The following is a 23,145-nucleotide window of genomic DNA, read 5'->3' on the forward strand; positions in this document are numbered from 1 at the left end:
AGGGTGTGGGCCATGGCGACCTTCACGCTGACGTGCCCCTGCTGTAGCGGCCGGCTGACCATCGATCCCAAGCTCGAGGCCGTGGTGGCGCATGAGCCGCCGCCGCGGGCAAGGTCGGGGCTCGGCCTGGGCGACGCGATCACCTCGCTCCAGGGCGAGGCGGCCAAGCGCGAGGAGCGCTTCCGCGAGCAGATGAAGGCCGAGCAGAACAAGTCGAAGGTGCTCGACGCCAAGCTCCGGCAGGCCTTGAAGAAGGCCAAGGACGACCCCTCGAAGCCCATCAACCCCATGGACATGGACTAGCACCCGTGGTCGGAGGCGACCCGACCTCCGCTCTGCTCAAAAGCGTCAGCCGCTCCTTCTACCTCTCGCTCGCCGTCCTGCCCGCCGCCGTCAGGCCCGCGATCGGGCTGGCCTATCTCCTGGCGCGCACCGCCGACACCATCGCCGACACCCGGCTCATCGACCGCCACCAGCGCATCATCCACCTGCTGGCGCTGCGCGACGAGCTCGACGTGCCCGAGCCCGGCCGCGTCGAAGCCATGGCCGACGCCACGCGAGGCGTCCAGTCGCTCGCGGCGGAGCGCGCGCTGCTCGAGCGCCTGCCCGAGTGCCTGGCAGCCTACCGGGCGCTCCTCGCCGACGACCGCCGGCAGGTGCGCCGCGTCCTCGAGACCATCGTCCTAGGCATGACGGAGGACCTCGCGCGCTTCCCCGGCGAGGACGAGGGCGGGCTCGCCGCGCTCGAGACGCGCGCGGAGCTCGACCGCTACACCTATCTGGTCGCGGGCTGCGTCGGTGAGTTCTGGACCGAGGTGCACGTGGCCCACCGGCCGCGGCTCAGGCACTGGGACCTCGAGAAGATGACCGCGCTCGGGGTCCGCTTCGGCAAGGCGCTCCAGCTGACCAACGTGCTGCGCGACATCCCGCGTGACCTGCGCCAGGGCCGCTGCTACCTCCCCCGCCACGACCTGGCCCTCCTCGGCCTCGAGCCCCAGGACCTGCTCGACCCCAAGACGGGACCGGCCCTCCGGCCGCTTCTCGTCGAGCTGCTCAACGTGGCGCTCGACCACTACGAGGCCGGCTGGCAGTACACCTTCGCCATCCCCAAGCGCGAGACGCGCATGCGGCTGGCCTGCGCGTGGCCGCTCCTGATCGGCCTGCGCACGCTCGATCTGCTCGCGCAGGCGCCCAACTGGCTCGACCCGAACGTCGTCCTCAAGGTGCCGCGCATCCGCGTCTACGGCATGATGGCGCAGTCGGTGGCGACGGTCTGGTCCACGCGCGCGCTCGCCCGCAAGGCCCGCCAGCTCCGCGAGCGGATCCGGCTGTGATCCCCATCCTGCAGGTGGACGCCTTCACCGAGCGCCCCTTCGGCGGCAACCCCGCCGCCGTGGTCCTCGACGCGCAGGGGCTCTCCGACCGCCAGATGCAGGCGATCGCCACGGAGATGCGCGTCGCCGGCACGGCGTGCCTCACGCCGGCCACCGCCGAGGGCGCCCAGTGGCGCCTCCGATGGTTCACGCCGACCCGCGAGATCGCCTACTCGGGCCATACGACGCTGGCGGCCGTCCACGCCCTCATCGAAGCGGGGAGGCTCCGCAACGACCACGTCGTCTTCGAGACACAGGCGGGGCACTTGGGCGCAAGCGTGGTCGCGGGCAAGGCGCGCCGGCTCATCTGGCTCGAGCCCCAGGTGGGCGCGCTCCATCCCTTCACCGGCCAGCTCACTCATATTCGGGAGGCGCTCGGGCTTCCCGCGGCCGCAGGCTGGGCAAACCCGGTGACGACGCCCGACCACGACCTCCTCATCCCCGTCGCTGGGCTCGACGTCCTGCGAGCGCTCACGCCGAACATGGCGGCGCTCGCCGAGGTCGCGACCCACGCCGGCGTTCGCGGCGTCTGCGTCGTGTCGCGCGAAACGATAGACAAAGGCTCGGCGACGCACTGCCGCTTCTTCGCTCCCCACTTCGGCATTCCCGAGGACATCGTCACGGGCTCCGTCCACTCCTCGATCGGCGTCTGGCTCCTCGAGGCGGGGCTCCTGCATGCCGATGGCACGCTCGCGGCTTTCACGGCCGAGCAGGGCGACGGCATGGGCCGCCCGGGCAGACTGCGCGTGGAGCTCCAGGTGCATGACGGCGCCGTCGCCCGCGTGCGCGTCGGCGGCTCGGCCGTGACCGTGCTGGCGGGCAGCATCGCCGTCCCGGACGCGTGAGGTTCCTCGGGGTCGATCTCGCCTGGAAGGACGGCAATCCTTCGGGCGTGGCCCTCCTGGGCGGGCAGCGCTTCCCGCTCCATCTGCGGGAGATCCCCCACACGCTTCCGCGCCACGCCGACGTCCTCGGCTGGATTGCCCGCCACGTGGCGCACCACCGCGCTTCGGTCGGCATCGACGCGCCGCTCCTCGGGCTCGGGCACGGCAGGCGAGACTGCGAGGACGAGATCGCTCGAAGTTTCGGATCCTTCGACGCGTCCACCCACAGCACCCCGAGTTACCCCGGCCTGGAGGAGTTCGCGCACGAGCTGACGGCCTCCCATGGCATCGACGCGATGGGGCCAGACGTCGAGCCTGCAGCCGGGCGTCCAGCCATCCGCGAGGTCTATCCGAATGCCTTCCAGGTGCTCCTCTTCGATCTGAAACGTGGGATGAAGATCGTCAAGTACAAGAAGCGAAAGTTCGGTCCCAATGCGAGGTGGGCCTCTGAGGGACTGGGGCCATTCGTCCGGCGCACGGCCCAAGTCATCGGTGGACGCTACGTAATCAACTCGGATCCCGCTTGGCTCGCCCTGGTCGCGGAGAACCCAAGACCGGGAATGAGCGGCGCCCAACTCAAATCCATCGAGGATCGGTGGGACGCGGTGCTGTGTGCTGTGGCCGTGGCCTTCGAGTCCCTGGCTCCCCGCTCGATGCGCTTCTACCCCGACGGCCCCTCGGCCTGGCGGCGCGGGTACATCCTGGCCCCGGTCCTACCGACCCGACGGTAGCGAGGTCGAGCGCGCCGCGTCCACGTGCCGCTGCGCATCGGCATAGCGGCCGAGGCGCTGGAGAGCCGCGGCCAAGTTCAGATGCGCCTCCGAGTAGCCGGGGCTGAGCCGGAGCGCGTCTTCGTAATGCTGCACCGCCTCCTGCCACTTGCCCTGACGGGCCAGCGCGATGCCCCAGTTGTTCTGGGCGTGGGCGAGCCCTGGGTTGATCTGGAGCGCTTCGCTGAACTGCGCGATGGCGTCCTCGTGCCGGCCCCGCTCGTCGAACACGACACCGAGGCTCCCATGGGCTATGGCGGAGGGCGAGACGGCCAAGGCGCGGGTCCAGAGGGACTCCGCGTCGCGCCACACGTCGATCTGGAAGGCCGCGAGGACCGCCAAGCCCAGGAGCGCGCCGGCCGAAGCCGCGGCAGCCCACGCCCATCGCCACAGCAGCACTACGGTTTCTCCCGCCAGCAGCGCAACCGGCAGGCACGGCAGATAGGTGTACCGGTCGGCTGTGACCTGAGGCCCGTTGTGGACGATGCCAACCACGGGAAGAAGCATCACCACGTAGGCGGTCCACGCAGCGAGCAGCCAGGGCCAGCGCTTGCGCAGAGAGACGGCGGCAGACGTGATCGCGACAACGAGAACGGCGCTCAGAAGGTAGCCGGGCCCGAACGGATCGAAGCCCACGGGCAGCTCGTACAGCGGGGAAAGGCCGATGGGCAGAAGCGTCTTCCAGAGGTAGAACACGAGCGAGTAGGCCGAGATGGCGAGCCGCTGTGCCACGCCGAGATCGGCCAGGCTGCTGACGCTGCCTCCCGCCCGCACGGCAACCATGGCGACGGCGCTCGCGAGCAGGCTCAGGAGGGCGAACGGGACCTTTTCGAGGACCCGCGTGCGCCACGCGTTCTTCCAACGACGGAGTGGATACACGTCGAGGACCAGCAAGATCACCGGCAGGCTGACCGCCATGGACTTGGATCCGAGCGAGAGCGCGAAGGCTCCGAGGGAGAGCCAGTACGCACGGGTCCTCCAGGCGGGCTCATGGCAGGCGGGCTCATGGCAGGCGGCCCGCAGATAGCTGAGCGCGGCCAGGAGGAAGAAGAAGGCCGACAGCACATCCCGCCGCTCGGTCACCCAGGCGACCGACTCGACTCGCAGCGGGTGGAGCGCGAAGAAGAGGGCCGCAGCCGCGGCGCCCGCCAGCCGAGCCGCGCCGCGAGCGCCCGTCTCCGCGAGGAGGCGCATGCCCAGGAGGCAGACGAGTCCCGCGTTGGCGGCGTGGAGCAGGACGTTCGTCAGGTGATAGCCCTTGGGCTCCATGCCCCACAGGAAATAGTCGGCGCCGAAGGACAGCCACGTCACCGGGATCCAGTGCCCCTTGTGGAAGGTCGTCAGCATCCAGCCGAGCTGCGACCAGCCAAGGCCCCTCCAGGCGCGGTTGGTGACGAGATTGGACTCGTCATCCCAGGGGAGGAAGCCGCCGCGGAGCGCGGGGAGGAAGGCGATCCAGACCAAAGACGCGACCGCGATGACGACGAGCCACTCGGCCGCGCGCGGATCGGCCTCACGGGCCGCCGGGCGCGGAGGCGGCATCCGGCGGGGCCTGGCCATGGAGCGGCCCGCTCAGTCCCTGACGGGCAGCTTGAGGAGGGCGTCGGGGTCGATGCGGGCGCTGCGGACCTGGGCGGACCAGTGCAGATGAGGCCCGGTGGCGCGGCCCGTGCTCCCTACCGCCCCGATGATCGAGCCGCGCTCGACGAGGACGCCCTCGGCCACGTCCGCCCGCTCGAGGTGCATGTAGAGCGTGTACAGTCCCTCGCCGTGGTCGAGCGCCACGAGCCGGCCCCCGAAGAAGAACTCGACCACGAGGGCGACGCGCCCGCGGCCCGAGGCCACGACGGGCGTCCCGGCTGGAGCGGAGAAGTCCGCGCCCGAGTGGGGCGAGCGGGGCTTCCCGTTGATGATGCGGCGCGAGCCGAAGCCCTCGGCTTTGGCGTCGGAGGCGACGGGCTTGGTGAAGCGGCCGCGCCAGAGCCGTTCCGGGCCGATCGTGTCGAAGAGCGTGCGGAGCCTCGCCGCTTCCGCGTTCGCCCGGCGCTCGTCGTCCCGAGAGAGATCGACCATGGACTTGGGCAGGCTCAAGCGCTGGACGGGGAACTTCCGCGCCTTGACCGTGATCGCGCCCGCGGCCTTGCGCGGCGCGCCCGTGCCGTCCACGAATCCGAGACGCCACGGCGTCTTGCCGGGCTTGGCCTCGAGATCGATGCCGATGAGCGCCGCATACCCGTCGGCGTAGGGGAAGAAGAAGAGCGGACGGCCCGCCAGGCTGCCGTCCATTTCCAGCGCGCTCGCCGCGCCCGTCACCACGATCAGCGCGACGTCGCCCTGCCGCACCACCGACGGCGTCACCGTCACCTTCACCGCCGCCCAAACCGGCCCCGCCACCAGCGCAGCAACCAGAACGGCCACAACGCTCATAAGAGAAGCCATGCGGCGATTGTACGCGCCGAGCCTGCGACACCGAAGAAACCGCACGGGGAATGCGCGAGGTGGGAGGGGGCCGGGGGATGCACCCCGAACCCCCATGGCCGTCGGGGGTCGCCGTTCGAGCTGAGCGGCGTAGCCGCGAGGCGAGGGCTGGGTAGATCGGCACCCCCGGCCCCCCTCCCGCCCGGCAACTCGGACGCCCGGAAACCGCGCGCGCCAGAGCGCGCTAAGACGACTCGGGGCGCTGCTGGCGAAGGAACTGCTCGATCTCCGCCACGAGATCCGCCGACGGCGGCAGCTCGTCGCCCGACCCGGGGACCGGCCGTTCCGCCTCCTCGTCCTCGGGCAGCTTGCGCTCCAGCATCTTCACGTACTCGGCGATCTTCGCGTTCTGTCCCACGACCTCGTCGAGGTTGCCCTCGAACTGCCGAGTGGCCTCGACGAGGTCCGAGAGGTCGGCCTCCGTGCCCAAGAGCGTGAGGACCCGCCGGACGAGGGCCAGGGCCGCCTTCGGATTCTCGACGCCGGAGACGTAATGGGGGACATTGGCCCAGAGGCTGGCCGCCGGCACACCCTCCTCCCGGCAGAGAGTGTTGAGCACGCCGATGATCCCCGTCGGGCCCTCGTACCGCGAAGGGCGGATGCCGAGCACGGCGGCGAGCTCGGGGTCATGGGCGCCCCCCACCAGCTTCACCGGCCGGGTGTGCGGGACTTCGGCCAGCAGCGCGCCCAACGTCAGGACAAGGGAGGCGCGCGAGCGCCGCGCCAGCTCGAGCACGGCGCCGCAGTAGGTGCGCCACTTCAGGTGCGGCTCGATGGCCACCCCGACGATGAGGTCGCGGTCGACGGAGGGCAGGCGGGAGATGGAGAAATCGGTGGATGGCCAGACGATCTCCCGCTCGTTTCGCGAGTCCGACTTGAAGCGCACGTAGGGCCGCGACAGGCCGAAGTGATAGAACTCCTCAGGATCGATGCTGGCCAGCGGTCGCGAGGGCCAGATCTGCCCCAGGAAGCGCGCGGCGGTCGTCGCGGACTCCGCAGCGTCGTTCCACCCGGAGAACGCCATGATCAGGATGGGCTGACGGAGCCCGTCCGGCTCCTCGAACATGACCAAGTGATCGGTCGACGGCATGGGGACTGTCCTTCCGCGAGGATGCCTGACGGGGCCCATCCCCGCAAGAGCAAAAGCATCTTGGGCCAAACCCGGGCCAAAACATAGGTTGACTCAGCGCTTCGGCCTTCCGTATCATGGTTCCCGCTGGATTGTTCGTTATCCCACGTCATCATAGGAGGTTACGGTTATGCGTTCCAAGATCGTCACGGCTGCGGCGCTCATCGTGGTCGCTTTCCTAGCCGGCGCTTGCGCCACGTCCGGGCAGTGGGCCGAGTGGCGGGGCCACACCACCCACTTTGCGTCCGGCGATCACGGCATGTTCTCGCTCTCGAACAACCTCGACGGCACGAACCCCAAGGTCACCCGCCTCGACATCGAGAACTCCCGCACGCAGAACTGGTGGGGCAAGAACATCTCGGTGGAGCCCGGCCAGGTCATCCAGAACTAGACTCAGCCACATTCTCATGTCGCGTCGAAGCGTCGCCACGGCCCTCGCCGTGGTTCTGGTGGCGGGGGTCGTGGCGGCAGCGTATGCGGGACCGGCCGACTACGTCATGCCGGTCGACAAGCACACGTCGGTGAAGGGCCGCGCCCTCGCCGTGAAGTACCAGCCCCAGCTCCTCCAGTTCTCCGAGTACGTCTATCACTGCCTGCCCTACCTCGAGATCAAGAACGGCCTCGGCTTCAAGAAGGTCCCCAAGGAGTCGGGGGACAACCGCTACGCCGCCGTATGGATCAGGGCGGAGCAGGCGCCGGACGCCGTCTTCGCGGCCCTGCCCCTGGACCGCCAGGCGTCGGCCATGTTCTCCCGCTACGCCGTTCCGATGATCAAGCGGCTCGCGGCGATGCCGGGGTTCGCGTCGGACCCCGACGTCCACGGCTTCTCGGTAGCCGTCGAGTGGATCAAGCCGGGCAGCGACCCCAACAGGCCCACGATGGAGATCCTCTCGATGTTCGCCGACCAGGCGAGCACGCGCGGCTTCCTCGGCAAGACGCTGCCGGCCAAGGAGTACGTGGAGAAGATGAGGCTCACGTTCTTCGACGGCGACAAGGAAGTCGGGCGCCTGCCGATCGAGGTGTGGGAGGACAACTTCGTGGGGACGTACAAGGTGCCCGGCTACGAGATGGAGAAGGGCAAGGTCTGCTCGTAGCCCCCGGCCGCGCCGCACCAGCCGCCGCAGTTTGACAGGCCCCAGAGCCTCCGATAGCATGGTTTCGAGGGACCCTCGATGAAACTCCCCGTGAAGCAGAAGACGCAGTTCTCGCTGGTTTATTTGCTCATCGCGGTGCTCGTGCTCTCCGTGGTGCAGAGCTGGCTCCTGGCGCCGCGGACGGTCGAGATCCCGATGAGCAAGTTCCTGGCGCTGGTGCGCGAGGGCAAGGTCGAACGGGTCTCCGTCACGGACCGCGAGATCCGGGGCACGCTCAAGCCCGGAGCGCTCCCGGCCCAGCAGCCCGGCGCCGGGGACAAGGTGCGCAGCCTGGTCGGCGCCGAGCAGGCCGCCCCCATCTTCACGACCACCCGCATCCCCGGGATCGAGGACAGCGCCCTCGTCAAGGAGCTCGAGCAGAACAAGGTCGAGTTCTCCGGGCGAGTGGAGAGCACGTTCTGGCGGGACTTCCTCTTCGGGTGGATCGTGCCGCTGGTGCTGATGGTCGGCCTCTGGATGTTCGTCATGCGGCGCATGGGCGGGGGGCCGACCCAGGCGCTGTCCTTCGGCCGCTCCAAGGCCAAGATCTACGACCGAAAGGAGCTCAAGACGACCTTCGCCGACGTCGCGGGAGTGGACGAGGCCAAGGCGGAGCTCATTGAGGTCGTGGACTTTCTCAAGAACCCCAAAAAGTACCAGCGGCTCGGCGGCCGGATCCCCAAGGGCGTGCTGCTCGTCGGCTCCCCGGGCACGGGCAAGACGCTCCTGGCCCGGGCCGTCGCAGGCGAGGCCGACGTGCCGTTCTTCTTCCTCTCCGGCTCGGAGTTCGTGGAGATGTTCGTCGGCGTGGGCGCCGCGCGCGTGCGCGACCTCTTCGAGCAGGCGCCGGAGAAGGCGCCGTGCATCGTCTTCATCGACGAGCTCGACGCCATCGGCAAGACGCGCTCCGGCACCACGGGTTTCGCCGGCGGCCACGACGAGCGCGAGCAGACGCTCAACCAGCTGCTGGCCGAGATGGATGGCTTCGACTCTTCCAAGGGCGTCATCATCATGGCGGCCACCAACCGCCCCGAGGTCCTCGACGCGGCCCTGCTCCGCGCGGGACGCTTCGATCGCCAGGTGGTCGTGGACAAGCCCGACGTCAGGGGGCGAGAGGCCATCCTGCATGTGCACGCGCGCAACGTCATCCTGGCGCCCTCCGTGGACCTCCACGTGCTGGCCGCGCGGACGCCGGGCATGGCGGGCGCTGATCTCGCCAACATCATCAACGAGGCGGCGCTCCTGGCCGCCCGCAAGGGCAAGGATGCCGTGGACATGGCCGACCTCGACGAGGCCGTCGATCGCGTGATCGGCGGCCTCGAGCGCAAGAGCCGGGTGCTGTCGGAGAAGGAGCGCGACATCGTCGCCCACCACGAGATCGGCCACGCGCTCGTCGCCTCCTCCCTGCCCCAGGCCGACCCGGTCCACAAGGTGACGATCATCCCACGTGGTGTCGGGGCTCTCGGCGCCACCTACCAGCTGCCGCTCCAGGACCGCTACCTCCTGACGCGGAGCGAGCTGGAAGACCGGATCGCGGTGCTCCTGGGCGGCCGGGTGGCGGAGGAAGTCGTTTACGGCGAAATCTCGACGGGCGCCCACAACGACCTCGAGCGCGCGACGGAGATGGCGCGACTCATGGTCACCCAGTACGGCATGTCGGCCCAGCTCGGCCCGATGACCTTCGGCGGCGGCCAGCAGGCCGTGTTCCTCAGGGGCTCGGGCCTGTCGCAGGAGCGCGAGTACAGCGACGAGACGGCGCGTGCCATCGACGGCGAGACCCGCGCCATCATCGACAAGATCTACGACCGCGTGCGCGGCCTCATCACGGACCGCAAGCCGGTGCTGCTGGTGGCGGCCGCGGAACTCAAAGCGAAGGAGACCCTCGAAGGCGACCGCCTGCGGCAGCTGCTGGCCGGCGACCTCGTAGAGGAGAGACGATGATCCTGGTCAAGCGCGGAACCCTGGTGGTGATGCTCGTGATCGCGGCGGCGCTCGGCGTGGGCCTGGGCTCATGGGGCGCCAGCGCGCTGGACCTGCCCAAGCCCGCGGGCCAGGCGCCGCGGCAGCAGGTCCCCATGCAGGCGGCCGTGCAGGCGCCCGTGGTGCCCGCGGCGCTCCCGGTGGCCTCGGGCAGCTTCGCCCAGGTGGCCGAGGCCGTCGGCCCGGCGGTGGTCAACATCAACACGGTCATCCGCAGCGGGGGCGGCCGGACACCCGTCGAGGAGTTCTTCGGCGACGAGTTCTTCCGGCGCTTCTTCGGCGACAGCCCGGAGCGCCCGCAGCAGCAGCGAAGCCTCGGCTCGGGCGTCATCGTGGACCCCTCCGGCATCGCGCTCACCAACGCGCACGTCGTCGAGCGCGCCACCGACATCGAGGTCGTGACGGCGGAGGGCAAGAAGCACAAGGCCAAGATCGTCGGCATCGACAAGCGCACCGACCTCGCCGTGCTGAGGCTCCAGGGTGGCGGCCCCTACCCCGCGGCGGTGCTCGGCGACTCTGACAAGGTCAAGGTCGGCGACTGGGTGCTCGCGATCGGCTCTCCCTTCGGCCTGCAGCAGACGGTGACGGCGGGCATCATCAGCGCGAAGGGGCGCTCCATCGGCCAGGGGCCTTTCGACGATTTCCTCCAGACGGACGCCGCCATCAACCCGGGCAACTCGGGCGGCCCGCTGGTCAACATGTCGGGCGAGGTCGTGGGCATCAACAGCGCCATCCTCTCGCGCTCGGGCGGCAATGTCGGCATCGGCTTCTCCATCCCGTCCAACATGGCCAAGCGCATCTACACCGAGCTGGTCGCCCGGGGCAAGATCACGCGCGGCTGGCTCGGCGTGTCGATCCAGCCGCTGACGCCCGAGCTCGCCAAGAGCTTCGGGCTCAAGGAGCCCAAGGGCGTGCTCATCGCCGACGTCGTCAAGGACAGCCCCGCCGACAAGGCGGGCCTGGTGTCGGGCGACGTCCTGATGGAGTTCGACGGCAAGAAGCTCGACGCCCCTCAGGATCTCCAGAAGGTGGTGGCCGTGACCGCGCCCGGCAAGGGCGTGCCCATCAGGGTCTGGCGGGAGAAGGGCGAGAAGACGCTCGAGATCAAGGTGGGCGAGACCCCGGTGGACACCGCCCAGCTCGAGCCCAGCGGCAAGAGCAAGAGCCTCCTCGGGCTCGAGACGCGGCCCATCACGCCCGAGATCGCCCGCCAGCTCAACCTGCGCACGACGGAAGGCGTGGTCGTGGCGCGCGTCGAGGAGGAGGGACCGGCGGCAGAGGCCGGCCTCCAGCGGGGCGACGTCATCCGCGAGATCAACCGGCAGCGGATCCGCAGCGCGCAGGACTACGAGCGCGCCACCCAGGGGCTCAAGCCCGGGGACCGCGTCACCGTGCTGCTGCAGCGCGGCCAGCAGTCGCTCTACGTGGCCTTCACGGTCGCGAGAGGATGAGGCCGGAGGCCCCAGGCTTAGATCGCATCCGGACCCTCGTTACCGACCACAGCAAGGTCGCCCCGATCGCCCGCCTCCTGGGCGCGCGGGTGCTGTCAGTCGAGTCCGGGCGGGTGCTCGTCGAGTTCGCGGTCAAGCCGGAGTTCATGCACCCGGGCAAGGTCGTCCAGGGCGGCATCGTCACGGCCTACGGGGACGTCTGCACGGCCCTGGCGGCCCACACCCTCTTCGACCACGGCGAGTTTCTCTCGACTTCGTCCATCACCGTCAACTTCCCAGCGCCCGTGACCGAAGGCCCGGTGCTCGGCGAAGGCACGGTCATCCGCAGGGGACGCTCGACGGTCTTTCTCGAGGCCGCCCTCCGCAGCGCCGCCGGCACCGAGTACGCCCGCGCCAGCTCCGTAAGCGCCGTCCGGCGGCCCCAGAAGTAGCTCTCGCCGGCGTCCCGCCAGGGCCTCCAGCCGTCTGCTACACTTACGTCGAGCGCGGGCGCGGGGGGCGAGCCCCATCGCCGCGCCACACCATGGACTACAGGGACTATTACAAGATTCTCGGTTTGCCCAAGAGCGCCGACGACAAGGCGATCAAAACCGCCTACCGCCGGCTTGCCCGCAAGCACCATCCGGACGTCGCCAAGGGCAGGGACTCGGCCGCCCGCTTCCAGGAGATCTCGGAAGCATACGAGGTCCTGGGCGACGCCGAAAAGCGGAAGCGCTACGACACGCTCGGCCCCGACTGGCAGCGCTATGCCGAGGCCGGCGCCGGCGCGCGGGGGCCCTTCGAGGGCGCAGACGTCCACTCCGGGCGCCGCGACGAGGGCTTCTCCGACTTCTTCCGGACGATCTTCGGAGATCTGGGCGGTCGTCGTGCGGGCGGCTTCCGCGACGTCGACCTCGGAGATTTCGGCGGGGGTTTCGGCGCCGACAAGGGCGGCGATGTCGAGGCGGGCATCGAGGTCTCGCTCGAGGACGCCTTCCACGGCGTCACCCGGACCATCTCGCTCGAGCTCGACGAGCCCTGTCCCGCCTGCGGCGGAGCGGGGCACGTCAACCGCAAGCCGTGCGCGCAGTGCCGAGGCGGCGGCTGGTCCAGGGGCCGGCGCAACCTCGAGGTCAAGATCCCGGCCGGCGTGGCCATGGGCTCGCGCGTGCGCCTGCCCGGCGAGGGCTCGCGCGGCGGCCGTGGCGGCAGCGGCGACCTGTATCTCAAGGTCACGGTGCGGCCGGACCCGCGCTTCGAGCGCAAGGGCGATGACCTCCACTCGACCCTGGCGGTGCCGGCCCACGACGCGGCGCTCGGCGCCGAAGTCTCGGTGCCCACTCTCAAGGGCCAGGTCTCGATGAAGATCCCGCCCGAGACGTCCAGCGGCCGGACCTTCCGCCTGCCGGGCTACGGCATGCCGCACCTCAAGGGCGGCGGCGCGGGAGACCAGTTCGTGCAGGTGCAGCTGACCATCCCAACGGGTCTCTCCCCGAGGGAGCGCGAGCTCTACCAGGAGCTCAAGAATCTTCGCACGGAGGGGACGCGATGAAGTTCGACAAGTTCACCGTGAAGGCGCAGGAGGCCGTCCAGGCGGCGCAGTCGCTGGCGGACCAGGGCAATCATCAGGCCCTCGAGCCCGAGCACCTGCTGCTGGCGCTGCTCCAGCAGCAGGAGGGGGTGGTCGGGCCGCTGCTGGCGAAGCTCGGAGCGCGGCCCGAGGCGATAGCCGGCGAGGTCCAGGCCGCGCTCGACAAGCTGCCGACGGTCAAGGGCGGTGGGCGTCAGTACGCCTCGGAGCGGCTCGAGGCCGCGCTCACCCGCGCGTGGGACGAGGCGCAGCGTCTCAAGGACGAGTACTGCTCGACCGAGCACCTGCTGATCGGCATCGCCCAGGACAAGTCGGGCGCGGCGGGGCGCATCCTCGCCAAGGCCGGCGTCACGCCGGAGGCGATCTACAAGGCGCTCGTGGACGTGCGGGGCTCCCAGCGCGTCACCGACGCCAACCCGGAGGAGAAGTACCAGGCCCTCCAGCGCTACGCCAAGGACCTGACGGAGCTGGCGCGGAAGGGCAAGCTCGATCCGGTCATCGGGCGCGACGAGGAGATCCGCCGCGTCATCCAGGTGCTCTCCCGGCGCACGAAGAACAACCCGGTGCTCATCGGCGAGCCCGGCGTCGGCAAGACCGCGATCGTCGAGGGCCTCGCCCAGCGCATCGTGGGCGGCGACGTGCCCGAGGGGCTCAAGGGCAAGCGCCTGCTGGCCATCGACATCGCCGCCATGGTTGCGGGCGCGAAGTACCGCGGCGAGTTCGAGGACCGCCTGAAGGCCGTCCTGCGCGAGATCACCGAGAGCGAAGGGGAGATCATCTGCTTCATCGACGAGCTCCACACGCTCGTCGGCGCCGGCGCGGCCGAGGGCGCCGTGGACGCGGCCAACATGCTCAAGCCGGCCCTGGCCCGCGGCGAGCTTCGCTGCGTGGGCGCGACCACGCTGGACGAGTACCGCAAGCACATCGAGAAGGACCCAGCGCTCGAGCGGCGCTTCCAGCCGGTGATGGTCAAGGAGCCGTCGGTCGAGGACACGATCGCCATCCTCCGCGGCCTCAAGGACAAGTACGAGGTCCACCACAAGGTCAAGATCAAGGACTCGGCGCTGGTCGCGGCGGCCGTGCTCTCGCACCGCTACATCGCCGACCGCTTCCTGCCCGACAAGGCGATCGACCTGATCGACGAGGCCTCCTCGCGCCTGCGCATCGAGATCGACTCGCTGCCGGCGGAGATCGACGAGATCGAGCGCCGCATCATGCAGCTCGGCATCGAGCGCGTCTCCGTGGCCCGCGAGTCGGACGCCGTCTCCAAGGAACGGCTGGCACGGCTCGATGCCGAGCTTGCCGAGTTGAAGGCCAAGTCCGCCGCGCTCAAGAAGCACTGGCAGGCGGAGAAGGCCGCGATCATGGCCATCGGCAAGATCAAGGAGGAGGCCGAGGCCGCGCGCCACGCCATCGAGGACGCGAAGCGCCGTGGCGACCTCGAGAAGGCCTCCAAGCTCCAGTACGGCACGCTCATCGAGCTGGACCGTAAACTCGAGGCCGAGAACGCGCGGCTCGCGGAGCTGCAGAAGAGCCAGCGCATGCTCAAGGAAGAGGTGGACGAAGAGGACATTGCCGAAACCGTCGCCAAGTGGACGGGCATCCCGGTGACGCGCCTCCTCGAGGCCGAGGTCCAGAAGCTCGTGCAGATGGAAGAGCGGCTGAGCCGCCGCGTCGTCGGCCAGGCCGAGGCCATCACGGCGGTCGCCAACGCCGTGCGCCGCGCGCGCTCGGGGCTGTCGGATCCCAACCGCCCCATCGGCTCCTTCCTCTTCCTCGGGCCCACGGGGGTGGGCAAGACGGAGCTGGCGCGGGCGCTCGCGGAATTTCTCTTCGACGACGAGCGCGCCATGATCCGCATCGACATGTCGGAGTACATGGAGAAACACACGGTCTCGCGGCTCATCGGCGCCCCGCCGGGCTATGTCGGCTACGAAGAGGGCGGCCAGCTGACCGAGTCGGTGCGGCGGCGCCCGTATGCCGTGGTCCTCTTCGACGAGATCGAGAAGGCGCACGGCGACGTCTTCAACGTGCTCCTGCAGCTGCTCGACGACGGTCGGCTGACCGACGGCCACGGCCGGACCGTGGACTTCCGGAACACGGTCGTCATCATGACGTCGAACCTCGGCAGCCACCTCTTCCGAGAGGAGCAGGATCCCAAGCGCCTGCGTACCGAGGTCATGGAAGTACTCAGGCAGTCGCTGCGCCCCGAGTTCCTGAACCGGATCGACGAGATCGTGGTCTTCAAGGCGCTCGGCCGCGAAGAGATCGGCCGGATCGTCAAGATCCAGGCCGCCTATCTCACGAAGCGGCTGGCCGACAAGCGGATCGCGCTCACGCTGACGCCCGCGGCCGAGGAGCTGCTCGCGCGAGAAGGCTACGACCCGGTCTACGGCGCCCGGCCGCTCAAGCGCACGATCCAGCGGCTGATCCAGGACCCGCTGGCGCTCAAGCTCCTGGAGGGCGAGTTCAAGGACGGCGACGCCGTCGTGACCGACGCCAAGGGAGGCGAGATCGTCTTCAAGAAGCAGAGGGGATGAGCGAAGAGACCGCCTTCTTCATCCTCGAAGGCGAGCGCCTCGTCCCTACGGTGCTCACCCGGGGGCCGTGGAGCCCTATCCACCAGCATGGCGGGCCGCCCTCGGCCGTCATGGCGCGCGCCATCGAGCAGGCCGCGGGCGAGCCGGATTCGCTCCACATGACCCGCTTCACGATCGACTTCGTCCGGCCCGTGCCGATGGAGCCGCTCACCGTCAGCGTGGAGCGGGTGCGCGACGGCCGCCGCGCGCGCGGCTATGCCGCCGTGCTCTCGGCCGGGGGGCAGGCCGTGGCGCGGGGCACCGCGCTCGTGGTCCGCACCGAGCCGGTGACGCCGCCGCCCGTGCCCGTCCAGGAGCCGCTGCTTCCGCTCCCCGATGAGGCCGCGCCCTTCCAGTTCCCGTTCTTCCGCGATCCGGTCGGCTACCACACCGGCGTGGAAACACGAATGGCGCGCGGCAGCTTCGGCTCGGGGCGGGCGGCGGCGTGGATGCGTCTGCGCGTGCCGCTCGTCCAGGGCGAGACTCCCTCGCCGGCCCAGCGCGTCCTGGCCGTGGCCGATTCGGGCAGCGGCGTCGGCGCGGCCTTCGACCCGGCGCGCTTCGTTCCGTTCATCAACGCCGATCTCACCGTGGCGCTCCACCGCCTCCCGGACGGCGAGTGGATCGGGCTCGACGCCGTGACCGCGCTCGAGCCCCACGGCATCGGGCTCACCCGCACCGGCCTCTACGACGTCCGCGGACCGATCGGAGAGGGGCTGCAGGGCCTCGTCATCGGCCGGCCGGTCGCGCGCTGACGAATCCCTCGGCGGCCCCGCAGCATCGCAACAGGAAACTCCCACAGGAGGCTACGTGACCGACGCCCGGAAGCGGCTCTACTACGGCTGGATCGTGCTGGCCGCGGTCGTTTTCGTCATGCTGGGCGCCTCGGGGATCCGTGCCATCTTCGGCGTCTTCATCAAGCCGATCGAGGCGGAGTTTGGCTGGACGCGCCAGCAGCTCTCGGGGGCCGCGGCCTTGTCGCTCTTCGTGCTCGGCGCAGTCGGACCCACGGTGGGCTGGCTCGCCGACGTCTGGGGCCCACGCCGCGTGATGCTCCTCGCCACGGCCGTCCTTGGTGTCGGCACCGTCCTGGCGTCCTTCGTCGGCCACCTCTGGCAGATGTACGTCACCGCCGGGGTCCTGATGGCCGCCGGCGCCGGCGGCCTCGGCATCGCCACCACGTCCACCGTGGCCGCGCGGTGGTTCGTCGCGCGCCGCGGCCTCATCCTGGGCATTCTCGGCGGCGCCATGTCGGCGGGCCAGATGCTCGTCGTCCCGCTTTCGATGCTCCTGATCAGCTTCTACGGCTGGCGGGCCTCGCTCCTCTGGCTGGGCGTGGGCATCCTCGTGCTGGCGCTGCCCGTGATCCTGGCCTTCGTGCGCGACGACCCGGCCGACAAGGGGCTCCAGCCATACGGGGCGGGCACGGCGAGCGGCGCGGCGTTCGGCGCGGTGGCGGACACCCGACGCGTGCCCGTCTCCGAAGCCATGCAGGTGCCGGCGTTCTGGCTCCTTGCCTCCACCTTCTTCGTCTGCGGCTACACGTCGAATGGTCTCGTGCTGACCCACCTCGTGCCGCACGCGGCGGAGCACGGCTTCTCGGAGATGCACGCCGCCCAGGCGCTCGGCCTCATGGGCGCCATGAACATCGTGGGCACGGTGCTCTCCGGCTGGATCTGTGACCGCTTCGGGAGGAAGGGGCCGCTCGCCTTCTACTACTGCGTGCGCGGGTTGTCGCTCATCTTCCTGCTCTACGTCTGGAACGTGCCGTCGCTCCACATCTTCGCGGCGGTCTTCGGGCTCAACTACATCTCGACGGTGCCGCCCACGACGACGCTGACCGCGAACATCTTCGGCCGGCTCTCGGTGGGCACGCTCTCCGGCTGGATCTTCTTCTCGCACCAGGTCGGCTCGGCCATCGGCGCCTGGGCCGGCGGCGCCATCTTCGACGCCACCGGCTCCTACTCCTGGGCCTTCCTGTCGGCGGCGGTGCTCGCTTTCATCGCGTCCGGCCTTTCCCTCCTCATCAAGGAAGTGCCGATCAGCGCCCAGCCCAGACGGCGCCCGACGCCGGCCGGCGCGCCGGTCGCCGCGGGCTAGCCGCAGTCGCCTTCGCGTGGAGCCCCGCGGCGGTGCGCTTCGGCCGGGGCGGCCGCCGATCCGTCCGTCCCGGCCGACGCCCACGCGAACGCAATGAGCGCGGCGCCGTAGCACGCCACGCCGGTCCAGAACGCGGCGGAAATGCTGGAGCTCAGCGCGATCACGATCGCGAGAACCGATGCGCAGACGGACGTGGCCCCGTTGATTCCCCAGAGCCACGGCGTCAAGGCCGGCGTGCGTCCGGAGGCCAGCCGCATGCCGAGCGGAAAGGCCATGCCCATGAACAGGCCCAGCGGAAACAGCATCGCCGTCACCAGCAGAACGCGCACCGGTGTCGTCGACTCCTGGTACGCGCGGATGACGCCGGGACTCACGATCCCGAACACGAAGAGGACGACCAGGAGAAGCAGCAGGAGCCGCGCCGCCGGGCCCATCGCGCCGCGCACCTCGACTCTGCTGGTCAGATAGCTGCCCACGCCGCTCAACACGAGCAGAGAGAAGAGAACCACGGACAGGCTGTAGGTCGGGTGGCCGAGGAAGACGATCAGCCGCTGCATTTGGGAGATCTCGACGAACATGAACCCGAGCCCGATGCCGGCGAAGAAGACCATGAGAGGGACGCTGCCCCGGAGATCGGCCCGCTCGGTCGTCATCGCCAGCGGCACCACAATGCAGAGACCCGTCAGCACGATCACGACGATGAGCAGCGCGCCCAGAACGGACACGGCCTTCATGTTGATGTGATCGAACTCCTGCCCCGAGCTCGCCCGATTGAACACGTTGCGGAGCCGAAGCGTGTGAAAGAAGAACGGGCTGTCATCCGTGGGGGCGGCGATGTTGACCGGAAAGCCCGCCAGGAACCGGCTCGGATCGCCTGCCGAAGCGAGCGTGGTGAACGTGTCGTCGGCGGAATACCGGGGGCTGAGGACGACCTCGAATTGCATCCTGCGCGTCACCGCTTCGATGGCGTCGATGTCGAGATCGGAGAACGGAGCCCGGCCGACGAGGATCGTCGCGATGCCGACCGGCGTGCGGTCGCCCGGATCCATCTGCTTGACGATCACGATGTGACCGCGGGGATCCTTCACCCCTGACTGCGTCAGCGCCGTGTGGGCCAGCGACGTCAGGCGGTATGTTTCGTCGGGCCTCGATCGAAAGTGATACCGCGAGACCGCGAGGACCCCGTTCGGGCTGAGGCGGTCCAGGGAGAGCTTCCAGGCCTCCGCCGTGTACAGCGAGTTCTCGGTGAGGACGAATGCCCCGGCGGCGGTGGCGGCCCACGTGTCGATGAGGGATATCTGGATGATATCGAACCGCTCCTGCTGCCGGGCGATGTAGCTCCGCGCTTCATCGTTCACGAACCGGACCTGCGGCAGGCGGTCCAGATGCCCGGTAAACCCTCCAAACCGGCCGTTCACCGTCGCGATGATGTCTTGATTGATCTCGACCCCGAGCACCGAGCGCTGCCCGAACAGGATCGCCGACAGGAGGTCCCGCCCCCCGCCGACCCCGATCACGGGGACCCGCGCGCCGCGCCGCACGTAGTGCACCAGGTTCGTGACGTCGTATTTCAAGTGCTCGAGGTCGGCCGGGTTGCCGTCAAACCCGGTGAGGACGGTGCCGGCGCTGGCGTCCATGAACAATGACAGCTGCGGACGCCACGCTCGGGGCGGAAGGCGGCGCTCAATCCCCAGCCGGCCGGCGCCGAGGCGCGAGTCGGGTCGCCGTACACCGTGAGGCGCGAGAAGGAGTTCCATTTCTCGTAGAGGGGGCGGGGCTCGGCCCTGCCCTTGACCCATTGGAGCCGGATGAGCGGCGACTGCTCTCGGACGAGCACGGTGTGAAGCGCGGCGAAGGCTGCTAAGACCAGCGCGACCGTCACCGTGACCTGTTTGAGCCGGGGGCGCGCCCGCGCTCCGAAGAGCGCCGCCGCGACCCCGGCAAGGCTCCCGACAACGATCACCGCGGTGGGACCGTCGGTCACGTTGAGCGTGACGATGACCCAGAGACATCCCATCGCGGCGCCGATGAGATCGGCCGCGTACAGCTTGCCCACCCGCCGCGGGAACTTCGTGAGCGCCAGGGCCACACACACTCCGCTGAAGACGAACGGCACGGCCATGATCGCGTACGTGACGCCGGTCGAGGCGACCCCCGACACCGTCATATCTCCATCGAAGGGCACGAAGAGCGAAATGAAAAAGCTCACGACGGCGGACACGGCGAACAGGACCGCGCTGAGCGCCAGATGCTCGCTCACCCGTTCCTGCGTGAAGAACGCCGGCCGGAGGTAGACGATGATGGCACCGACCGTCATGCCGAACATGGCGATGGAGATCGCCACGAACGCGAAGTGGTACCACATGGTCACGCTGAAGATGCGGGTGAGGACGATCTCGTACATCACCGTCGCGAGCGCGACGAAGAAGAGCCCGAGATAGGTGGTCGCCGTCGGGTCGCGATCCGTGTTCACGGTGGCGTCAGCCCCCTGTTGACCTGCCCCCACCGCGCCCGGATCGCTGCGCGGCGGGGCCCGCAGTGGTGAATCGGTCTACGCCTTGAGATACTTGTCGAAGAACGCGTGCGGCGCCCCCGGGTAGAGGATGAACTCCGCCGCGACGCCCCGCCTCTTGAGCTCCGTCTCGAACCGCTTCACGTCGTCCGCCGGGATGCCCGGGTCCGCCTCGCCGTAGAGCCCCAGCACCGGCGCCTTGATCTTGTCGGCGAGGCTGAAGGCATCCACGCCGGGGACGTCGGAAAAGGTGCGCTTGAGGTGACCGTACCACGGCACCGCCGCCGCGACGCCGGGGTACTCGGCGGCGAAATGGAGCGTCAGCGCGCCGCCGCCGCAAAAGCCGGTCACGCCGAGCCGGTCCGCCCGCGCCCAGGTCTGCTGCTCGGCGTAGTCGGCCGCGGCGCGGATGTCGCCCAGATACTGGGCGCGCGTCACCTTGCCCGAAATTTGCCCCATCTCCTGGAAGTTCTTCCCCTGCATGCCGCCTTCCCGGTGGTAGAGCTCCGGGGCTATGGCGTAGAAGCCGGCCTGGGCGAAGCGGCGCACGACGTCCTTGTTGTACTCGTTGTTGCCGGTGAAGCCGCAGATCACGACCACGATCGGGTACCGCCCGGCGCGCTCGGGGCGGGCGTCGTAGGCGGGGATGGCGGTGCCGCCGACGGTCAGCTGGATCTCCCGGGCGACGATGCCCTTGGTGTCCGCCGTGACCGCCTGGGCCATCGAGATCCCGGGCGTGAGGACCCCGCCCACGGTGGCGAAGGCGCCGAATTTCAAGACTTCCCGGCGGGATAGTGGGTTGTGCAGAGACGGATCGTGCATGGACCTTCCTTTCCTGGCTTGGTGAGGGCGATAAGTTCCCTTGCGGAATCGCCCACCGCGATTCTACAGTAGACAGAACCAGCGATGAAGCTCTCCGGTTTCGTGTCCAAAGCCATGAGCCTCCGCGAGGCGGCAGCGGTCATCTTCGTGCTGGTCGCCCTGCTGCCGCTCCTCCTCTTCGTCGCCTTCCTCTCGGTCTCGAACCTCATCTCCAAGACCGAGGCCCAGTTCGCGGCTTTCATGGCGCTCATCATCGCCTGCCTGGGGTTCGTCGTTTTCCGCCGCTTGGTGGACCAGATCGCCAGGCTGGCGGCCGACGTCACGCTGCCCATCCCCGCGGACCGGGATTTTCCGGACGCCGACGAGGCGGCGGTGCGCGTGCCGGGCCTGGGCCAGATCGCCGAGATCGGCCAGCTGGCGGGCGCCTTCCACCAGATGCTGGAGGACCTCCGGACCTCGACACAGCGGCTCGAGGACCTGGTGTTCAAGCTGGGCACGCTCAACGAGCTGGTCGAGATGTCCACCCACATCCCGAGGATCCAGGATCTCCTGGCCTCCGTCCTGCAGAGCACGATGCGGGCCGTGCACGCCAACATCGGCTCGATCATGCTGCTCGATCAGCAGCGGGAAACGCTGCGCATCGCGGCCTCGCGCGGGCTGCCCGACGAGGTCCACGAACAGGCGGAGGTGAAGCTCGGGGAAGGTGTGGCGGGCAAGGTCGCCCAGCTCGGGGACGCCGTTATCGTGGACGACATCGAGAAGGACGCGCGCTTCGCCAAGGTCAACGACCCCAAGTACGGTACGGGCTCCTTCATCTGCATGCCCGTTCGCGTAGGCGACCGCGTCATCGGCGTGATCAACCTCGCCAAGAAGGAAGACGCGAGCACCTCACCGCCGACGCCGCGGCCGTTCAGCCCGACCGATCTCCAATTCCTGAGCGCGCTCCTGACGTACATCGGCTACGCCGTGGACAACGCGCGCCTGCTCCAGGAGGCGCAGCAGTCGGCGACGCGGCTGCAGAACGTGGTGGACGACCTGCGGGCGACCCAGGCCCAGCTGGTGCGCGGGGAGACGCTCTCCGCCATCGGCAAGCTCGCCTCGGGCATGGCCCACCACTTGAACAACCTCTTCGCGGTCATCCTCGGCCGACTCGAGACCCTGCAGGCCAAGGTGCCCGACCCCGAGGCGCGTCGCTACCTCGAGATCGTCCAGCGGGCCGCGCAGGACGGCGCCGAGGTGGTGCGCCGCGTCCAGCGCTTCAGCCGCGTGCAGCCGGTCTCGCGCACCATGCCGGTGGACCTCAACCAGTTGGCGCAGGAGGTGCTCGACCTGACGCGCCCGCGCTGGCACAACGAAGCGCTGCTGCGCCAGATCCATATCGACACCGCCCTCGACCTGGGCGCGATCCCGCCCGTGGCCGGGGAGCTCGCGCCGCTGCGCGAAGTCCTGATGAACCTCGTGCTCAACGCCATTGACGCCATGCCGGACGGAGGGCGGCTCGGGGTGAGGACATGGGCCGACGGCCAGGGCGTGCACTGCGAGGTGTCGGACTCCGGCGCGGGCATGTCGGAGGAGGTGCGGCAGCGGGCGCTCGACCCCTTCTTCACCACCAAGGGACCCAAGAGCACGGGGCTGGGGCTCTCGGTCACCTACGGGATCATCCAGCGCCACAACGGCAAGCTCGAGATCGACAGCACCCCGGAACGCGGGACCACGGTGCACATCACGCTGCCTGCGGCCGGTGCGGCTGCGGGCGCGCCCGCATCCTCGACGCCGGCGCCGGCGTCACCGACCCAGCTGCGCGTGCTGCTCGTGGACGACGAGCCCGAGGTGCGCTCCGCCCTGGCCGACGTGCTCAGCATGTCGGGCCACACGGCCTTTCAGGCCGCGGGCGGGAGAGAAGCGCTGGCGTGGCTCGAAGCGGGCCAGCCCGTCGACCTCGTGCTCACCGACCTCGGCATGCCCGGGATGACGGGCACCGACCTCGCCCGCGCGGTCAGGGCGCGCTGGCCGCACCTGCGCGTCGGGCTGATGACCGGCTGGGACGAGACCGAAGCGCCGGTCGGCGAGGCCAGCGCGGTCGTGGACTTCGTCATCGCGAAGCCCTTCAAGCTCTCCGCACTGCTCTCCGCCTACGCCACCGGCCCCCGCGCGGTCGCCTGAGCCCGTCGCTCTGAGGAGTACGAGGCTTGTGCGATGAATTGGCCCGTCTCCGAGGGTGAATCTGGGGGAATCGTGCCTCCTGCTGGAGTTCGGTCTGAGATGTTTTGCTGTCTTCGGTGTCGAAGAGCTTTCGCCGTCCTGTACCGGGAGGCGCTTACAGCGGAGCCGATGGTCGCGACTCTTGCGTCGCATGAACAAAGC

At 69.5% G+C, this 23,145-nt stretch carries 20 protein-coding genes; 14 read left to right on the plus strand and 6 right to left on the minus strand.

All coding sequences use genetic code 11. The features are described from left to right. Positions 1 to 12: 12 nt before the first annotated feature. From Q7W02_17095 to Q7W02_17110, 4 genes are read left to right on the plus strand one after another with little or no spacing between them, the layout of a single operon-like run. On the plus strand, positions 13 to 303 hold the full coding sequence (locus Q7W02_17095) for a hypothetical protein (protein ID MDO8477876.1): 291 nt from the start codon (positions 13 to 15) through the stop codon (positions 301 to 303). A gap of 5 nt (positions 304 to 308) precedes the next feature. Next, the gene (locus Q7W02_17100; GenBank protein MDO8477877.1) at positions 309 to 1,334 is read left to right on the plus strand and encodes a phytoene/squalene synthase family protein; all 1,026 of its coding nucleotides are present in this window, start codon (positions 309 to 311) and stop codon (positions 1,332 to 1,334) included. Beyond that, complete coding sequence (locus tag Q7W02_17105; GenBank protein ID MDO8477878.1) at positions 1,331 to 2,218, plus strand: PhzF family phenazine biosynthesis protein; 888 nt, start codon at positions 1,331 to 1,333, stop codon at positions 2,216 to 2,218. Before Q7W02_17100 ends, Q7W02_17105 begins: the two co-directional genes overlap by 4 nt. Beyond that, positions 2,215 to 2,988, plus strand: a complete 774-nt coding sequence (locus tag Q7W02_17110) for a DUF429 domain-containing protein (protein ID MDO8477879.1) — start codon at positions 2,215 to 2,217, stop codon at positions 2,986 to 2,988. The genes Q7W02_17105 and Q7W02_17110 overlap by 4 nt, the downstream gene beginning before the upstream one ends. Here the strand turns inward: Q7W02_17110 and Q7W02_17115 are convergent. From Q7W02_17115 to Q7W02_17125, 3 genes are all read right to left on the minus strand, one after another. After that, positions 2,971 to 4,587 (minus strand): tetratricopeptide repeat protein, encoded by a 1,617-nt coding sequence (locus Q7W02_17115; GenBank protein ID MDO8477880.1) that lies wholly within the window; start codon positions 4,585 to 4,587, stop codon positions 2,971 to 2,973. The genes Q7W02_17110 and Q7W02_17115 overlap by 18 nt on opposite strands. A 12-nt stretch (positions 4,588 to 4,599) precedes the next feature. After that, entirely contained in the window at positions 4,600 to 5,445 is an 846-nt protein-coding gene (locus tag Q7W02_17120) for a M23 family metallopeptidase (protein MDO8477881.1), read from the minus strand. Positions 5,446 to 5,689: 244 nt separating this feature from the next. Further along, positions 5,690 to 6,595, minus strand: coding sequence for a PAC2 family protein (locus Q7W02_17125; protein MDO8477882.1), 906 nt, complete (start codon positions 6,593 to 6,595; stop codon positions 5,690 to 5,692). Between the two features lie 169 nt (positions 6,596 to 6,764). Between Q7W02_17125 and Q7W02_17130 the strand changes: the two genes are divergently transcribed. The 9 genes from Q7W02_17130 to Q7W02_17170 all read left to right on the plus strand — a co-directional run bounded on the left by Q7W02_17130 (position 6,765) and on the right by Q7W02_17170 (position 17,447). Next, entirely contained in the window at positions 6,765 to 7,025 is a 261-nt protein-coding gene (locus Q7W02_17130; protein ID MDO8477883.1) for a hypothetical protein, read from the plus strand. A 16-nt stretch (positions 7,026 to 7,041) separates the two neighbouring features. Further along, positions 7,042 to 7,728, plus strand: coding sequence for a hypothetical protein (locus Q7W02_17135; GenBank protein MDO8477884.1), 687 nt, complete (start codon positions 7,042 to 7,044; stop codon positions 7,726 to 7,728). Between the two features lie 78 nt (positions 7,729 to 7,806). Further along, positions 7,807 to 9,708, plus strand: coding sequence for an ATP-dependent zinc metalloprotease FtsH (ftsH, locus tag Q7W02_17140; protein ID MDO8477885.1), 1,902 nt, complete (start codon positions 7,807 to 7,809; stop codon positions 9,706 to 9,708). Next, positions 9,705 to 11,198 (plus strand): DegQ family serine endoprotease, encoded by a 1,494-nt coding sequence (locus Q7W02_17145; protein ID MDO8477886.1) that lies wholly within the window; start codon positions 9,705 to 9,707, stop codon positions 11,196 to 11,198. Before ftsH ends, Q7W02_17145 begins: the two co-directional genes overlap by 4 nt. Then, positions 11,195 to 11,629, plus strand: a complete 435-nt coding sequence (locus tag Q7W02_17150; GenBank protein ID MDO8477887.1) for a PaaI family thioesterase — start codon at positions 11,195 to 11,197, stop codon at positions 11,627 to 11,629. The genes Q7W02_17145 and Q7W02_17150 overlap by 4 nt, the downstream gene beginning before the upstream one ends. Positions 11,630 to 11,721: 92 nt before the next feature. Next, positions 11,722 to 12,729, plus strand: coding sequence for a DnaJ C-terminal domain-containing protein (locus tag Q7W02_17155; protein ID MDO8477888.1), 1,008 nt, complete (start codon positions 11,722 to 11,724; stop codon positions 12,727 to 12,729). Then, a complete protein-coding gene (clpB, locus tag Q7W02_17160; protein MDO8477889.1) occupies positions 12,726 to 15,308 on the plus strand; it encodes an ATP-dependent chaperone ClpB in 2,583 nt (860 codons plus the stop codon). Before Q7W02_17155 ends, clpB begins: the two co-directional genes overlap by 4 nt. Continuing rightward, positions 15,305 to 16,102, plus strand: coding sequence for a thioesterase family protein (locus tag Q7W02_17165; protein ID MDO8477890.1), 798 nt, complete (start codon positions 15,305 to 15,307; stop codon positions 16,100 to 16,102). Before clpB ends, Q7W02_17165 begins: the two co-directional genes overlap by 4 nt. 55 nt (positions 16,103 to 16,157) lie before the next feature. After that, complete coding sequence (locus Q7W02_17170) at positions 16,158 to 17,447, plus strand: MFS transporter (protein ID MDO8477891.1); 1,290 nt, start codon at positions 16,158 to 16,160, stop codon at positions 17,445 to 17,447. Here Q7W02_17170 and Q7W02_17175 read toward each other — a convergent pair. The 3 genes from Q7W02_17175 to Q7W02_17185 form a co-directional block, all read right to left on the minus strand. Further along, on the minus strand, positions 17,444 to 19,084 hold the full coding sequence (locus Q7W02_17175; GenBank protein ID MDO8477892.1) for a hypothetical protein: 1,641 nt from the start codon (positions 19,082 to 19,084) through the stop codon (positions 17,444 to 17,446). The two genes, Q7W02_17170 and Q7W02_17175, sit on opposite strands and share 4 nt — an antisense overlap. Further along, the gene (locus Q7W02_17180) at positions 19,018 to 19,920 is read right to left on the minus strand and encodes a hypothetical protein (protein MDO8477893.1); all 903 of its coding nucleotides are present in this window, start codon (positions 19,918 to 19,920) and stop codon (positions 19,018 to 19,020) included. The genes Q7W02_17175 and Q7W02_17180 overlap by 67 nt, the downstream gene beginning before the upstream one ends. 78 nt (positions 19,921 to 19,998) lie before the next feature. After that, positions 19,999 to 20,781 carry a dienelactone hydrolase family protein gene (locus Q7W02_17185; GenBank protein MDO8477894.1) on the minus strand — a complete coding sequence of 261 codons (783 nt, stop codon included), beginning with the start codon at positions 20,779 to 20,781 and terminating at the stop codon, positions 19,999 to 20,001. 84 nt (positions 20,782 to 20,865) lie between these two features. On the opposite strand from Q7W02_17185, the gene Q7W02_17190 reads away from it, so the two are divergent. Next, entirely contained in the window at positions 20,866 to 22,944 is a 2,079-nt protein-coding gene (locus tag Q7W02_17190) for a GAF domain-containing protein (GenBank protein MDO8477895.1), read from the plus strand. The last annotated feature ends 201 nt before the right edge of the window (positions 22,945 to 23,145 follow it).

The sequence above is a fragment of the Candidatus Rokuibacteriota bacterium genome, assembly GCA_030647435.1.
GTDB lineage: Bacteria > Methylomirabilota > Methylomirabilia > Rokubacteriales > CSP1-6 > AR37.